General features: G+C 37.4%; 14 protein-coding genes. 9 read left to right on the top strand and 5 right to left on the bottom strand.

All coding sequences use genetic code 11. From position 1 onward, the window contains the following. Nucleotides 1-281: 281 nt before the first annotated feature. From ACIQZI_RS09935 to ACIQZI_RS09920, 4 genes are all read right to left on the bottom strand, one after another. Nucleotides 282-500, bottom strand: a complete 219-nt coding sequence (locus ACIQZI_RS09935; protein ID WP_062182345.1) for a hypothetical protein — start codon at nucleotides 498-500, stop codon at nucleotides 282-284. Nucleotides 501-656: 156 nt separating this feature from the next. Then, nucleotides 657-1,523 (bottom strand): Cof-type HAD-IIB family hydrolase, encoded by an 867-nt coding sequence (locus tag ACIQZI_RS09930; protein WP_403072586.1) that lies wholly within the window; start codon nucleotides 1,521-1,523, stop codon nucleotides 657-659. A 310-nt stretch (nucleotides 1,524-1,833) separates the two neighbouring features. Then, nucleotides 1,834-2,184, bottom strand: coding sequence for a YlbF/YmcA family competence regulator (locus tag ACIQZI_RS09925; protein ID WP_403072584.1), 351 nt, complete (start codon nucleotides 2,182-2,184; stop codon nucleotides 1,834-1,836). 156 nt (nucleotides 2,185-2,340) lie between these two features. Continuing rightward, nucleotides 2,341-3,480, bottom strand: coding sequence for a DUF445 domain-containing protein (locus ACIQZI_RS09920; RefSeq protein ID WP_403072581.1), 1,140 nt, complete (start codon nucleotides 3,478-3,480; stop codon nucleotides 2,341-2,343). 188 nt (nucleotides 3,481-3,668) lie between these two features. On the opposite strand from ACIQZI_RS09920, the gene ACIQZI_RS09915 reads away from it, so the two are divergent. The 9 genes from ACIQZI_RS09915 (at nucleotide 3,669) to ACIQZI_RS09875 (ending at nucleotide 13,529) form a co-directional block, all read left to right on the top strand. Next, nucleotides 3,669-5,033 (top strand): YheC/YheD family endospore coat-associated protein, encoded by a 1,365-nt coding sequence (locus ACIQZI_RS09915; protein ID WP_403072578.1) that lies wholly within the window; start codon nucleotides 3,669-3,671, stop codon nucleotides 5,031-5,033. Nucleotides 5,034-5,067: 34 nt separating this feature from the next. Next, a complete protein-coding gene (locus tag ACIQZI_RS09910; RefSeq protein ID WP_403072575.1) occupies nucleotides 5,068-6,174 on the top strand; it encodes a YheC/YheD family endospore coat-associated protein in 1,107 nt (368 codons plus the stop codon). Further along, complete coding sequence (locus ACIQZI_RS09905) at nucleotides 6,143-7,519, top strand: YheC/YheD family endospore coat-associated protein (protein WP_403072572.1); 1,377 nt, start codon at nucleotides 6,143-6,145, stop codon at nucleotides 7,517-7,519. The genes ACIQZI_RS09910 and ACIQZI_RS09905 overlap by 32 nt, the downstream gene beginning before the upstream one ends. Further along, a complete protein-coding gene (locus ACIQZI_RS09900; RefSeq protein ID WP_403072569.1) occupies nucleotides 7,516-8,715 on the top strand; it encodes a YheC/YheD family endospore coat-associated protein in 1,200 nt (399 codons plus the stop codon). Before ACIQZI_RS09905 ends, ACIQZI_RS09900 begins: the two co-directional genes overlap by 4 nt. 57 nt (nucleotides 8,716-8,772) lie before the next feature. Then, nucleotides 8,773-8,985, top strand: coding sequence for a DUF5342 family protein (locus ACIQZI_RS09895; RefSeq protein ID WP_403072566.1), 213 nt, complete (start codon nucleotides 8,773-8,775; stop codon nucleotides 8,983-8,985). A gap of 377 nt (nucleotides 8,986-9,362) precedes the next feature. Next, entirely contained in the window at nucleotides 9,363-9,548 is a 186-nt protein-coding gene (locus ACIQZI_RS09890; RefSeq protein WP_403072563.1) for a hypothetical protein, read from the top strand. A gap of 222 nt (nucleotides 9,549-9,770) precedes the next feature. Further along, entirely contained in the window at nucleotides 9,771-10,661 is an 891-nt protein-coding gene (locus tag ACIQZI_RS09885; RefSeq protein WP_403072560.1) for a PucR family transcriptional regulator, read from the top strand. 115 nt (nucleotides 10,662-10,776) lie between these two features. Next, the gene (locus ACIQZI_RS09880; RefSeq protein WP_403072557.1) at nucleotides 10,777-11,913 is read left to right on the top strand and encodes an ABC transporter ATP-binding protein; all 1,137 of its coding nucleotides are present in this window, start codon (nucleotides 10,777-10,779) and stop codon (nucleotides 11,911-11,913) included. A 743-nt stretch (nucleotides 11,914-12,656) separates the two neighbouring features. After that, entirely contained in the window at nucleotides 12,657-13,529 is an 873-nt protein-coding gene (locus tag ACIQZI_RS09875; RefSeq protein WP_062182386.1) for a DMT family transporter, read from the top strand. 144 nt (nucleotides 13,530-13,673) lie between these two features. Here the strand turns inward: ACIQZI_RS09875 and ACIQZI_RS09870 are convergent, their stop codons facing one another. After that, a complete protein-coding gene (locus ACIQZI_RS09870; protein WP_403072553.1) occupies nucleotides 13,674-14,126 on the bottom strand; it encodes a GNAT family N-acetyltransferase in 453 nt (150 codons plus the stop codon). Nucleotides 14,127-14,181 lie beyond the last annotated feature (55 nt).

Below are 14,181 nucleotides of genomic sequence, written 5' to 3'. Positions count from 1 at the left end.
TAAGAAAAGGCAAACTAAATTCCTGTAACTATTGTTAAGTTGAAAATTACAGTATTTTTTGTTTGTTGTTGCGATTGATTTCGTATATCTTGTGTATTGATTAAAATTTGAACAGTAGTTCTCTCTATCAGTCTGTCCAAAAACATTGGATAGTATAAGTATACTTAACTTATAATGATTAGATCATGTCAGAAAAACATAAATAAATCAACAAAAAACACATGGCTAACTGCAAAACCATGTGTTTTTTGTTGATTTGTTAGTATAGAAAGATAATAAAATTAAGATTCGCAGCCCTCACACTGAAAAATTTGTTTTTCTGCGTCTAATACTTTTAATAACTGTCCAATCACCACATCTTCATCCTCAGTAAATTCCAAGTCGACGATTCTTTCGTGGATCAATGCTTTCGCCTGTTCTTCTGTTTCGGCTACTTGACTAAATTCACCTTTTTTCTGAGTGGAAAGCACTTCATACTCAAAAAGATACCGTTGTTTCATCGTATCACTCCTATCCTCTTGTTAATCTTCTATTATAATGATTAACTTCGAGAAAGAAGAATGATCTGCTCTATAAAAATGAAATTACCCATCATTTTTACCTATATAGCTTTTGTTAGGTTTGTTGAAAGGAAACTAGAAATTATTCTTTTTTAATTATTTCAACATGTTCATCCTTGTTAAAAATTCAATATCATACTGCTTTCTAAAAAACTCCTTCAGCATATACGCCACGCCATGTTCATCATTCGTACGAGTTACCCATGCAGCAGCAAGCTTCACATCATTTGGAGCATTGCCCATAGCAACTCCAAGGCCTGATTCTGAAATCATTTCGAAGTCATCCTCATCATCACCAATTGCGACAATTTCATTTCTTTTAACGCCTAAATAGTCCGCTAAATAAAGAATCCCATTCCATTTAGAAACACCTTTTGGAACAATCGTAATTTTTTGATAATGTTTTTCGATTACTTCCACTTCGGGGAATAGCTCTTTAAATAAGATTAACAAATCAGCTTGATCTTTACGACTTTTAAAAATCACATCGATTTTCACTGGTGAAAACGGCTGTTCGTTTAACTCTTCGCTTAAAACATCTACAAAGTTCTGCGAATATACACTTGGCTCATTATTGTAGATGATCGTTTTTCCTAGCAAATTTTCAGGAAGATTCATTCGATTGCCAATCAAGGATTTTTCCCGGATTAATTGAATCTGACATTCAGTTTTTTCAAGCATCTGAACCATTTCAAGTGTTAATTCTTCACTCATTCTTTTTATAAAAATTGGTTTCTCAATCGTTGAACCGACAAAGGCTCCTTGATGAGCAATCAGCATCGGATTAATTTTCAACGCTTTCGCTACTTTTTTTGCTGAGAGATAATTTCTTGACGTTACAAGGGCTACATTCACACCTTTTTGATGTACATATTCAATAGCTTCCCTCGTGGATTTATGTAAACGGCCATTCGATTGAAGCAATGTCCCATCAATATTCACGGCAAGTAAGCGATACACCATGTTGACCACCCCTCCTATTCCAATTTATGAAGGATAAATTGGCGGTAGAACATATGGATAGCAAGAATTTTTCCATTTTGATTTCGGGTTCACTTACAAGTTGCCAGACAGGAGAAAGCTAACTAAATCACATGGCCTATTAGAAAAAAAAGTGAAACTTCCATCAGTTTTTCTCATCCCCCACTAATGTCCCGTTCTACTTTCGCTAAAAATGAAATAAAAAAACATGATCATTTAAAAATGGCCATGTTTTTTTATTTGTTTAATTGCACCTTGATATGAGTCCGTTACGAATTAACAAAGTGAACGATTATTGTTGTGGAGAACCGTAAAGATCTTCTAGCGGTTTCATGATAATTTTGTTTAAATCAGCAATTGCCATGCTCATTCGTTGTTCGGCTTCCATCAGTCTTGAAATGGCTTCATGTTGTTGAACTAATGCCACCGTTTTTTGCGCTTGTTCGACTTCTTCTGGCGTGATTTCTTGTCCAGTCATTTGCTTTTGTTGTAAGTTCATCTGCATATTACGGAAGTTCTCGAACATCCCTTTAGCAGATTCATCACTGTTTACTTGATCAAATAGGCTTTTTAGCTCCTTGTATTCATTGCTCTCACGGATTGCTTTTTCTAAATCATATGCTGAATCATATAGATTACTCATTCATATTCCCCCATTCATGGATTTCTCTTCTCCACTATACCAAATCTAAACTGAAAATCACACATATTCCCCCATAAAGTGAAACTTCAATTCAGTGGGGTGCTCTTCCCCACCTACGATTCCTCTATGCCTTAAGGTGGGGATTTTGACTTTCCGTTAATGCGGGACAAAAACAGCAATTAATCCCTGAACGATCCCGATAATTCCTCCTAATAAAGCACCTAAATACGTAATCATCGATAGTTCTTTTTTTGCAATCGATAAAACAATTTTTTCAAGATGCTCCATTGGGAAACCTGCAACTTGTTCTTCAACTATTTTTGCGATTTGTAGCTTTGCAATTAATGGTGTAATATGCTTGCTTAAATAGCCAATACCATGGTCAAGCACAGCTGGAACCATTTTTTCTATAATTAGCTCTTCCATATTACTTGTGATCTCTTTAAGCGGTTTATTCATTATTTCTTCAATGGCGAGTAACTCTGCCGTTTTTTCTAATAGCAATGCTTTGATTTTTTCATTACCGAACATATCCTCGACTTTACTAAACTCCCATTGCTTCACTTTGCTCCATTCGCCAACCATTAGAATGGTGATCAATTCTGCCGTTTTCTTTTGCTCAAGAAATTTGATTAGTTCTGGCTGCACCTTATCAACAAGTTTTCCATTGCCAACGAACATTTGGATCATATTGCCGAACATGCCTCTGTTTTTAAAGAAGTCGTTAACCATAAACTCTAGTCGTGCTTTTCCTTCCTCACTAATAAAGTATTCTTTTCCTTTCTGCAATATGTACGTGGAGAGTGTCGGAATTGTTTCTGAAACTTTTTCTTTGATTTTGGGAGGCAATACCTCATCCAAGGTTTGATGGCGATATTCGGTAAGCCAGTTATCATATTTATTCAAAACAAATTCTTTGGCATAGTTTTCTAATTTTTCTCCAGGTTGATGTACTCCGAATTGAGTGAACATTGCATCCAAACTTTTTTCAGTTGTTATGACTTTTTTTACTTCTCCTTGTATCCATTCATTCATATCCTTTTTAAAGGAAGCGTTCATAATCTTATTCTGAATGCTTTTAGGTGTAAGTAAATGATCAACTACGACTTTTCCAAGCTGTGTAGCCAATTCCTCTTGGCGTTTAGGCAATAGACCTGGTGTAAAGGGAAGGCGTTTTCCAAATAAATAAACAGCCTTGTAGGGATGAAAAAGCATCTTAATCGCTAAATAATTGGTCGATCCTCCTATGATGGCTCCAATCAAGACCATAAAGATGATGGTTAATAGTAAATTCATGAAGTTTCTCCTTTTATTCGGGTTTAACAAATCGTCAGCGGGAAAGACATCGCTGATGGAAGTTACAAATATTAACGGGCTGTTTGCACACATTCTTTATTCATTAATCATACAATAACCCAGAATAGCAAAATCGCCTAAAATAGGTGGTATGACTTATCTAAACCGAGCGTAAACGGGGAATGACAATGAAGGTATTATACGACAACGTTTCAATAATTGCAGATAAAAGTACTGCGGGTCGTACTCCCACTATTTATGTCCCTCCATTTCTTTTAAAAAAGTGGCAGCTAACAGACTCCACCCGTATCTCATTACAAGTAGGTTCCAAACAAATAGATGTGTTCGTAAGGATCCATCAAGATCATTTAGCACAACTTAAGATTCCCGAAAATGTACTTCAGTTTCTAGCACTTCCTAACCGTTCATTCTCTGTACAAATAGGCTTTTGTCCGATAAATTCCAAGCTTTCAATTGGACCTATTCTAGCACTTCTCACCCATCATACACCAAGTGAAACGAATGGATTTGGAGATATGGAAATTTTTTTTAGAGAATTGTACAGGTTTTGTTGCATGAATGGATTTCTTTTTTTCATCATTCCCCTGCAAACTCTTGAAAAATCAAAGGAATTAACAGGTTACCTTCCAATTGATGAAGGTTGGGAACGGATGTCTGTGCCCATTCCCGATGTTGTATATAACCGAATCCATTCAAGAAAATTGGAAAACACAGAATTATTCATTCGTTTCCGTACATTATTGAAAGAAGCTTCTATTCCCTTTTTCAATGGAAGTTTTCTGTCTAAATGGGAAACTCATGAACTACTATTGACTGAAGATTCACTTGATCCATACTTGCCTGAAACCATCCTGCTCCAGTCAGAAGCAGACTTTGTCACTTTTTTGCAAAATCATACAGAAGTATTTGTAAAGCCTGTATTTGGAAGTCAAGGTCGCAATATTTGTAAGCTATCACGGGTTTTTGAAGGATGGGTCCTAGAGCATTCAAGCAATATACAGGATACTCATCTAATCGAAACCGAGGAACGCCTTTATCAAATCCTAATGAAAAATACAAAAAAGCGTTCCTATATCGTCCAAAGAGGCATCCCATTACTCGATATTAATGGGCATAAAACTGATTTTCGAGTGCTACTTAATAAAAGTAAAAAGCAAGAATGGACGATCACATCCATTGTTGCAAGGCTTGGTAATGCCGGACATATTGTTTCAAATCTCGCTCAAGGAGGCGAAATGAAAAATGCTGCTGCATTTCTCTCCTCTGTTTTCGAACGACCAGAAGCGATTCGGATTTATAAAAGCTTATCCAGCCTTGCATTAAACGTTGCCAAAACAGTTGAAAGCAAGCGAGAGGATTTATTCGGGGAGCTCGGTATTGATTTGGCACTTGACTCAGACAATCAGCCTTGGATTCTTGAAGTGAACTCAAAACCTTCGAAGAAATTTCATACAGACTCTGATAAAATTCGTCCCTCTGTGAAACGCATCGTTGAATATATGAACACTTTGTATGTAAGTAAGGCGCCTTAAATCTAATCATGGCCAATGGAAAGGAGCGGGAACTATGGTTTCCCTAGGCATCATGTTATCCGATTTATCAAAGGAACAGCGTTATAGTACTGAAATTGCAAAAAGAGCAAGTAAAAGTGGGTGGAAGGTATTTCGGTTCAAGTCTTCCGGTATTGACACGGAAGCTAAAACAATACAAGGTGAATCGTACAATCCGGTAACTAATCTTTGGGATGTAAAAAAGTTTACGATCCCAACATTTATCTATGACCGTAGCTTTCATGGATTAACTAGAGACGACCAAAAAGTTCGAAATAAAATAACTTGGCTAAAAGGGCAGGCTCAATTTCTCGGTCATGGCCTCCCTAGTAAATGGGAAATTTATACTAAACTTAAGGATTTGCCACTGCTCCAAGCTTATATCCCCGTAACAGCACAGGCAACAGATGCAAAAACCGTTTGGAATCATCTTCATGAATATGAACAGATTCTTCTAAAACCATCATTCGGCTCGAGAGGAATCGGAATTTATCTTTTATCTAAGGTTGAAGATGGAACCGTCGTAACGATGACAAAACATGAAAAACGATATGAAAGACACTTTAAATCAAAAGAACAGCTTCATAGATGGATTGAATCACTCTTAAACAAATTCCAATTCCTTATTCAGCCTTATTTACCATTATCCAATCTTGATAACGAACCATTCGATCTGCGCATTCTCCTGCAAAAAGATGCAACCAATCACTGGGTAGAACAAGGTAGGGGAATTCGTAAAGGGAACAAGGATTGTATCACATCAAACTTAGCGACAGGCGGTACGGCCATCACCTATGAAAAATTTATCAAAGAAATTGCCCATCCCCATCAAAAATATATTGAACTTACCATAGGGCATATCCTTCGTACGCTACCTGAGGAACTCGAAGCAAAATTTCAGCCGCTTTTTGAACTAGGGATTGATCTTGGCATTGATCGAAAAAATCGAGTTTGGATTCTTGATATCAACTCCAAACCTGGTCGGAAAATCATTGAAACATTGCAACCAGATAAGAAAGATGACTTATATCATGCTCCAATTGCTTATTGTCAATATCTATCTGACAACTTAGTGAAAGCAGGTGAAACCGTTGAAGAAAATCTATCCCTGCGAAATAACTGATATGCTGGGAGATGTTTTTTATTACCCGTCTGAGCTAGAAGGGGTTGTCAATTTTACAGATAAGGAAGCCGTGTGCTTTGGTCATCGTGCACATCAGGCTGACATAAGAAGCAACCCTTCTATTCGGCAAACTTTCGCTCTTTCGCAATCGCTTGCAAAAGCCCTATACTTTCCAGAAACAGAAACTTCCTTGCATGTGTTCCTATATCAGAACAGCATTCATATCGGGCCACTAGTCGGCATCTTTTCAGCGGGCTTTGGACCTTTTTTAACTAAACCATTGGGTGAACGCTCATCATTTTTTTCTAAACTTCTATCTCTAAATAAAACAACTGGCTGCATTCCCTTCATTTTTGGTGAAAATCACATCAACTGGGAGCAAGAAACAATTCGTGGCTATGTGTATCAGGACAATCAATGGGACATCTGTGAATTTCCTTTTCCAAATGTCATCTATGACCGTCTTCCTAACCGAAAAACAGAGAATAAAACGGGTCCAAAGGAAGTGAAACGAAAATTCCAAACCGACTATTCCATTCCTTGGTATAATCCAGGCTTTTTTAATAAATGGGATGTATATGAGCGTCTAATAGATGATGAACGCGCTACCCCCTACTTACCAGTCACCTATCCATTTCAGTCTTTTTCAATTGTTGAAACATTACTTTCTGAACATCGTCAAGTTTATATTAAACCGATTCATGGCAGCCTTGGATTAGGGATTCACCAAGTTCTTTATGATAAGCATGGAGACATGTATTACTGCCGTTATCGTGATCATGAGAATGAAAACCGATTAAAACGCTTCTCCACACTTGAATCGATGCTAAAGCATGTGTTTAAAAACAAACGGATTGACCATTTAATCGTACAACAAGGGATATCCTTAATCCGTAATAACCGCCGCCCAATTGACTTTCGCGTCCATACGAATAAAGACCTTGATGGGGATTGGCAAGTTACTGCAATTGCCGCAAAAATTGCTGGTGAAGGTAGCCTCACAACCCATGTGAAAAATGGCGGGACGATCATGACACTTGATGAACTTTTTGGTGATGATGATACAGTATTTGAAGTCCATCAACAATTATCAAAAGCCGCACTTATCTTAAGTGAGGCGATCGAAGAGCACTTGGATGGGATCGTTGCTGAAATCGGTTTTGACTTAGGGTTAGATAAGCAAGGGCAAGTCTGGATGTTTGAAGCCAATTCAAAGCCTGGACGGTCGATTTTTTCTCATCCTAAATTGCGTGAATTTGAATTATTAACAAGGAAGCTTGCTCTAGACTATGCCGTCTATTTAACAGAGCAATCACTCGCCAGCACTGGCGGCTTACAGAAATGAAATTGTATTACGATTTAACTAATCATTTATGGTCGCATTGCTCTTTTGGTCAAAAGGCCTACTTTGGTCAAGAATCTTCACAAATCCATTTTAATGAAGAAATTCCATTACCATCATTTTCCATACAATCAAAACTGGAGCACAGAAACCGAATATTGACCGTTGGGATCATGACCTGCCAAAACAAAAAGAACGATTTCGGTATTGCTGGAAACTTGCCATTATTTTATGACTTGCACCAAGAGCTTTTAAAGCATGGGATCTTCTCATTTATTTTTACTGCAGAAGACGCTTTAGCAAATACCGGACTTGGTCTCGTTTATAGTGCTGATCATGAGAAATGGATGAAGGTCGCCGTTCCCAAGCCATGTGTCATCTACAACCGGATTCCCTTCCGTTCATTTGAAGAAACTACTTCGTTCCAATCATTACTGAATGATTTTAAAGCCCGTAACATTGCGGTTTTCAATCCTGGGTTTTTTCATAAATACGATATGTTTGAAGCGTTAGCTAAAAGTCCCGGACTAAGTCCATTTTTACCAGAAACCATTCTTCTATCTACATCCCAAGTGCTTAAAGATTTCCTTGAAAATCATTGTGAAATTTATGTGAAGCCAGGAAAAGGAAATCGTGGATACGGCATTGCAACACTTTCCTTAACAAATCATTCAGCGATACTTGTAAAAAAAACGAGTGGCACAGAAACCTACCCTGCTTTCGAAGATTATTGGAAGTCTGAAGCAGACAGACTATTACGAAAAAAGTATATCGCTCAACGTGCAATAGAACCGAAAAAAATACGAGGCCATCGCTTTGATTATCGAATCCTTGTCCATTACCAGAATGGAGTCCATCTTGTCACAGGCAAAGCGGTTCGGATGTCTCAAACCCAGGAAGTTACCACACATATTCCAAGAGGCGGAAAACTTTATCCATATACTCGATTGCAATCGGCAGAACTTGACGAGCAATTTAAAACGATTGCTGAACAATGCGGCATCATTCTTTCGAAGTCATTTGGTTTTTTCGGAGAATTTTCAATTGATATTGGTGAAGATCTTAATGGGAATCTTTTCATTTATGAAGTAAACGCAAAGCCCATGCAATTCGACGAGCTGGAAATCGAAGCAGCCCGTCATAAGCATTTGCGACAAATATTCAGAGAAATCGGACTGCCAAAGCTTCTTCCAAGATAGCAATACAGAGTGCTCTTCCTTTATACGACTAATAATCCCATTTATGGGGGTAATCATGTGATCACTCATTTTCAGGTGGCACCATTATATAAAGACAAACAATTGCCTGGTTGGACGATTTCCTTTTACTATGATAAAAAATATTATCAAGCCATTTATCATCCTGATGGAAGGATTGAGTATCGAAATTCAGAACCCGCTCGCGCCAATATGAATCAGCTAACAAGCAGGATTCACGACTTAATGGTCTTTCACGTTTATCTGCATTAACGGGCAGTAAAAGCCCCCCACCTCAAAGCTTAGAGGAATCGAGGAAGCGTAGGTGGGGGATAACTGCCCATCAAAGCCCGATTGGTGAGATACAGTGAAACTTACCTTTGTGGTCTTCAAAGGTTTAGTTGAGGCCCACAGGATGTGGGTCACTCAGACGTTGCCGCAGGATGCGGCGTACTTAGTCTGAGTTCATTGATCAGGTTCGTAATGTCGCTTGACCGAAGCGAAGTGGAGGTATTAGCGACAGTAGAACGGGACTAACAATCAGCTGGGGATGCCCCCCACTGATTGAAGTTTCACTTTATGAATAATGAACTTTTTCTTCGGTAAAACTATAATCACGTGCAAAAGTGCCATTATAGGAGGAAAGCTACATGAAAGAAAAGTACACATTTCTCAAAGATACTGATTACGAAGGAAAAGATACAGCCTATTTAGATGTTGATCGAATTATTAACGAAGGTATGGCCGGCGGTAACGTCTATCAAGCAGGAAGCAAGCAAAATATTGAGGAGTCGCATGATTTTTATGACGAAGATCCTCCTCAAATAAGTGACTAACAGGATGCGAAAGAGACTGAACCCATCATGGGTCTGTCTCTTTCTTAATAACTCCATTATTCCCCTCTTCGCTATTCTAATTTTTTAAAAAAGGTCTTTTCTCACCCAATTTACTACTTATCCCTAAAATTGATAAAAAATACATCAAATTGTTCTAATAATTAAAACTTCGTTATAATAAAGAAAAGTTCACCTGAATACAAACAAGAAAGGCAGTCCATTATGATAGATAAATTACTTAACAAATATCCAAATTCAATTGCTCATAAACAGGATGCTCCTTACGTTGAAAAATACTTTTGGTTTAGAGATGATAATGGCAATGAAATCGGGATACCTAAATCAGCCATTACACCTGAAGAGATCAACCTTCTTAGTCTCTTATTCCATACAGACTTTTTCGACGGGCGAAACGATTCTTCGACCAAACAGCCTTGGAGTGATTTCTTGTTACATAAGAATGGGAAATTGCCCAAAACACGCTGGGAACATGTTCGTTTCACCCACTTTCACTTTGATCACAATGACTTTTCTGGTCGTGATTTTGAAGATGCGCTACTGTCATTCGTTTCATCAAATGCTATATTAGTATGGACGAGTGATAGATCAGGAGCTTTAATCGAGGGAAAAACAGAAGATGGTTTAGACAAAGAAGAACTAATGGCTATGCTTTCAACATTGGAAAGTGATTTTTATACAAAGATTGAAATATTCCTAGGCAGCTTTCATTTTGTAGATAAAGAGTTATCCTCTCACTATGAAATGGAAAAGAAATTCTACCTTAAAGCGAAGAATTTTATCCAAAACCGGAAAATGATAGTTCTTGCTGATCTACTTCCGTTCCTTTTTTTAGAGGGCATAACAGAAGAAGAAAAAAAATGGTTTACTATTGCATTACTCGGCGAGACTTTACTAGATAAAGAATTAATTGGTACAGTGAAAACGTATATTGAATGCAATTCAAATGCAAGTTTAGCTGCTAAGAGACTTTATATTCACCGCAACAGTTTGCAATATCGCATCGATAAATTTATTGATAAAACAGGCCTTGATGTACGAGCCTTTAATCATGCATTACCTGCTTATTTGCTAATTTTGTTATCAGAATTTTAAATCTATGGCAACTTGCATAAAAACATACTATCATTTTTGTGCACCCTGTCTATATTATTTTGAATACGCTTCCAATACAATAGATTCATAGACAAGAGATTGGGAGGTTTTATAAATGGCAGAATTACAATTAGAACATATTTTTAAAATCTACGATAATAAAGTAACGGCTGTAGAAGATTTCAATCTACAAATTGAAGATAAGGAATTTATCGTTTTCGTAGGACCTTCTGGCTGCGGTAAATCGACAACATTACGTATGATCGCAGGACTTGAAGAAATTTCAAAAGGTGATTTCTACATTGATGGAAAACGTGTAAATGATGTTCCGCCTAAAGATCGCGATATCGCGATGGTCTTCCAAAACTATGCACTATACCCACATATGTCTGTATATGATAATATGGCATTCGGGCTAAAACTTCGTAAAATGCCGAAAGCAGAAATTGATCAACGCGTGAAAGATGCGGCGAAAATTCTTGGTCTCGAAGTATACTTGGATCGTAAACCTAAAGCCCTTTCCGGTGGTCAACGTCAACGTGTTGCCCTTGGTCGTGCAATCGTCCGTGACGCAAAAGTCTTCCTGATGGATGAGCCATTGTCGAACCTTGATGCTAAGCTACGTGTGCAAATGCGTGCTGAAATTGCAAAACTGCACAAACGCTTAAACACAACAACAATTTATGTTACCCATGACCAAACAGAAGCAATGACGATGGCCACACGCCTTGTCGTTATGAAAGACGGTATCATCCAACAAGTTGGTGCTCCTAAAGATGTGTATGAAAGACCTGAAAATGTTTTTGTGGGCGGTTTCATTGGCTCTCCAGCCATGAACTTCTTAAATGGAAAACTAGAAAATGGTTTTGTTAAAATTGGTGACCAATCTATCGCAATCCCTGAAGGCAAAATGAAGCTTCTTCGTGATCAAGGCTATGTAGGAAAAGAGATCATTTTGGGAATTCGCCCTGAAGACTTCCACGATGAGCCTTTATTCATTGAATCTTCTCCAGAAACGAGAATGAGTGCCCACATTGAAGTAGCTGAGCTAATGGGTGCAGAGTTCATGCTTTACTCTTCACTAGGTGGCCAAGACTTCGTTGCACGTGTTGATGCTCGTACAATCGTTCAAGCAGGCGATAATTTGGAAATGGCACTGGATATGAATAAAGCGCATTTCTTCGATGTCGAAACAGAACAACGCATCAGACCTGTATCGGAATTAAACCAGCTAAAAGAGGCAGTCAGATAATTTCAGCTTTCCTCTTTTAGAGTGAAAAAGCTATGAAAACTTATAAAGGAGCAGTGCATTTCACCTATGAAATTGCACTGTTTTTTTGTTCTCAATGAACGCTAAACTTACTCTTAGCTCCTTCATTTCTAGCTATTTTTAGCCTCTAGTTTATTAAGTAAACGGATTAACTCATTCAAACCGACCAAATCTTCAGCCCATAGTAGATATCGCTAACATTGCTTACCCTTTCCCGCCCGTTCAACAAAAAAAGTCGTCGAAGCAATCTTGGCAAACTTATTTATGTCGGCAGTTTTTACATACTTGAATGATGTTTTTTGTTTCCGTTTTATGAGAGTATAATAATTTAATTCTTTTTCGATTACACAACGGACAGTCCCCTCGTCCTTTTGAAGGGAGCTTACTTAATGTTTTTCCCCGGTACCTTTTCGCCATTTCCATCCATCCCTCATATATAAATTCATCCTTCCCTTTATTTAATGAAGAACTGCAAAGAATATTGTTGGGCATTTTAATCAATTCCCACTTTTTAGGATCTAAATATTTCGTTAGCGCTAAACATAAGTACCCATTCGGATCAGCTTAAATAGATTCAGGATTTCCAGGTACAATCCCTCACAAAAAAAGGGGAAATTCGGATATAAGAACATCTTATATCCGAATTATTAAAATAGTATACGGAACAAGCTATTACGTTTATAATAGACCAATGGCATTTTGTTAGAGGTACGGTGATGATTTAAATGTTAAAAGCTTATTCTTGGCTGATTTTATGTGTTGTTGTATGGGGAAGTAATTTTGTCTTTGGTAAGATATTAGTTCAAGATTTCTCCCCAACTATGCTAACTATGCTGAGACTACTGTTTATTGTCCTAGTGTTAATTGGATTATCTTTGTACAAAAAAGGATTTAGACGTGTGAATAATGTAGATTTGATGTGGCTTTTTGTTTTAGGAGTTATTGGTGTATTTATTAATCAATGGTCTTTTTTTATGGGATTACAAACAGCTGATCCAACAACATCTGCATTAATTTTAGCTACTACTCCTATTTTAACTAGCTTTTTAGCCGCTGTATTTTTAAAAGAAAAATTAACGACTCGTATGTTAATGGGTTCCTTTCTTGCGGTCATCGGCATTTATTTTGTTGTAACGAAAGGGAATTTATCAACGATTCACATTGATAAAGGATTATTATGGATTGTTGTAACGATGATTACTTTCGCCATTATGATAATTATGACAAGAGTACTCTCGCAAAGAGTAGACCCTCTTACGATTACTTTATATTCAAATCTTGTTGGATTTATTGTAGCGATCCCATTTGCTTTTTCATTAGACGCTCCAATTCGGATCAGCTTTGATATATCTGATTGGGCTTTATTAATCGGAACAGCAGTTATTGTGCATGGCATAGCCACACTTATTTGGAATAATAATATTCGACATGTCGATGCTTCAAAGGCATCTATATTATCTAATTTAGAGCCCTTTGTCGCCATGGTTACAGGATTCATTTTACTATCCAAACCAATTACCAGTGTAGAATTATTAGGGTCCCTATTCATTGTGGGAGGAGTCGTGCTTTCTACTTATCAACGAAAAAAAGCTATTTAAACAAACTTCTTCTGGTAAGTAACCAGAAGAAGTTGATAGGATTTCTAATGATCCTTATGTGTATAGGAGTTATTAAAACACTCAATAGATCACAGTCAGATTGTAGTGAAAAGAGATTTTCACTACAATCTTTTTTTGTTCGCCTTATAAATCCTGAGATAATCGAACCATATCCCTGCACTGTATACCATTCTCAAAAATGTCTTCTTGATAATGCTTAATAAAAAAGTCCTTATCGATATCAACCATTCTAAAGCCACATTTTTGATAAAGTACTAACTGTCCTATGCTTGAATTCCCAGTACCAACTTCTATTGTTTTATATCCTTTTCGCTTGGCGGATTGAACTGCATCCAATACTAACTGCTTCCCTATCCCTCTATGTTGATGCTGTTCTGCTACAGCAACATTCACCAATTCCACCATCTCGGGACGTGTTCGTAGTAGCACATAAACGCCAATAATTTGTTGATCAATTTCAGCTACAAAACATTCTCCCCTAGCGATATATTGTTCAACCATTTTTCGCGAAGGATCAGCTAATAACAATAAATCCATTGGTGGTATTTCATTTACATTTAATTTCCTTATATCCATATTCTCTCCTCTACCCGGCTTTCTCTCTTAAAATGCTAGTAGGTAAAAACTTATT

The organism is Peribacillus sp. NPDC096379 (genome assembly GCF_044762875.1).
Taxonomy (GTDB): Bacteria; Bacillota; Bacilli; order Bacillales; family DSM-1321; genus Peribacillus.
The sequence above is the reverse complement of the archived record's forward strand: the minus strand, read 5'-3'. Positions and strand labels throughout refer to the sequence as shown.

Excerpts from the sequence above, each read along its gene's own strand:
- ACIQZI_RS09870 (WP_403072553.1), bottom strand. The coding sequence starts at position 14,126 with ATGGATATAAGGAAATTAAATGTAAATGAAATACCACCAATGGATTTA.
- ACIQZI_RS09915 (WP_403072578.1), top strand. The coding sequence starts at position 3,669 with ATGAAGGTATTATACGACAACGTTTCAATAATTGCAGATAAAAGTACT.
- ACIQZI_RS09920 (WP_403072581.1), bottom strand. The coding sequence starts at position 3,480 with ATGAATTTACTATTAACCATCATCTTTATGGTCTTGATTGGAGCCATC.
- ACIQZI_RS09925 (WP_403072584.1), bottom strand. The coding sequence starts at position 2,184 with ATGAGTAATCTATATGATTCAGCATATGATTTAGAAAAAGCAATCCGT.
- ACIQZI_RS09885 (WP_403072560.1), top strand. The coding sequence starts at position 9,771 with ATGATAGATAAATTACTTAACAAATATCCAAATTCAATTGCTCATAAA.
- ACIQZI_RS09890 (WP_403072563.1), top strand. The coding sequence starts at position 9,363 with ATGAAAGAAAAGTACACATTTCTCAAAGATACTGATTACGAAGGAAAA.
- ACIQZI_RS09880 (WP_403072557.1), top strand. The coding sequence starts at position 10,777 with ATGGCAGAATTACAATTAGAACATATTTTTAAAATCTACGATAATAAA.
- ACIQZI_RS09930 (WP_403072586.1), bottom strand. The coding sequence starts at position 1,523 with ATGGTGTATCGCTTACTTGCCGTGAATATTGATGGGACATTGCTTCAA.
- ACIQZI_RS09935 (WP_062182345.1), bottom strand. The coding sequence starts at position 500 with ATGAAACAACGGTATCTTTTTGAGTATGAAGTGCTTTCCACTCAGAAA.
- ACIQZI_RS09900 (WP_403072569.1), top strand. The coding sequence starts at position 7,516 with ATGAAATTGTATTACGATTTAACTAATCATTTATGGTCGCATTGCTCT.
- ACIQZI_RS09910 (WP_403072575.1), top strand. The coding sequence starts at position 5,068 with ATGGTTTCCCTAGGCATCATGTTATCCGATTTATCAAAGGAACAGCGT.
- ACIQZI_RS09875 (WP_062182386.1), top strand. The coding sequence starts at position 12,657 with ATGTTAAAAGCTTATTCTTGGCTGATTTTATGTGTTGTTGTATGGGGA.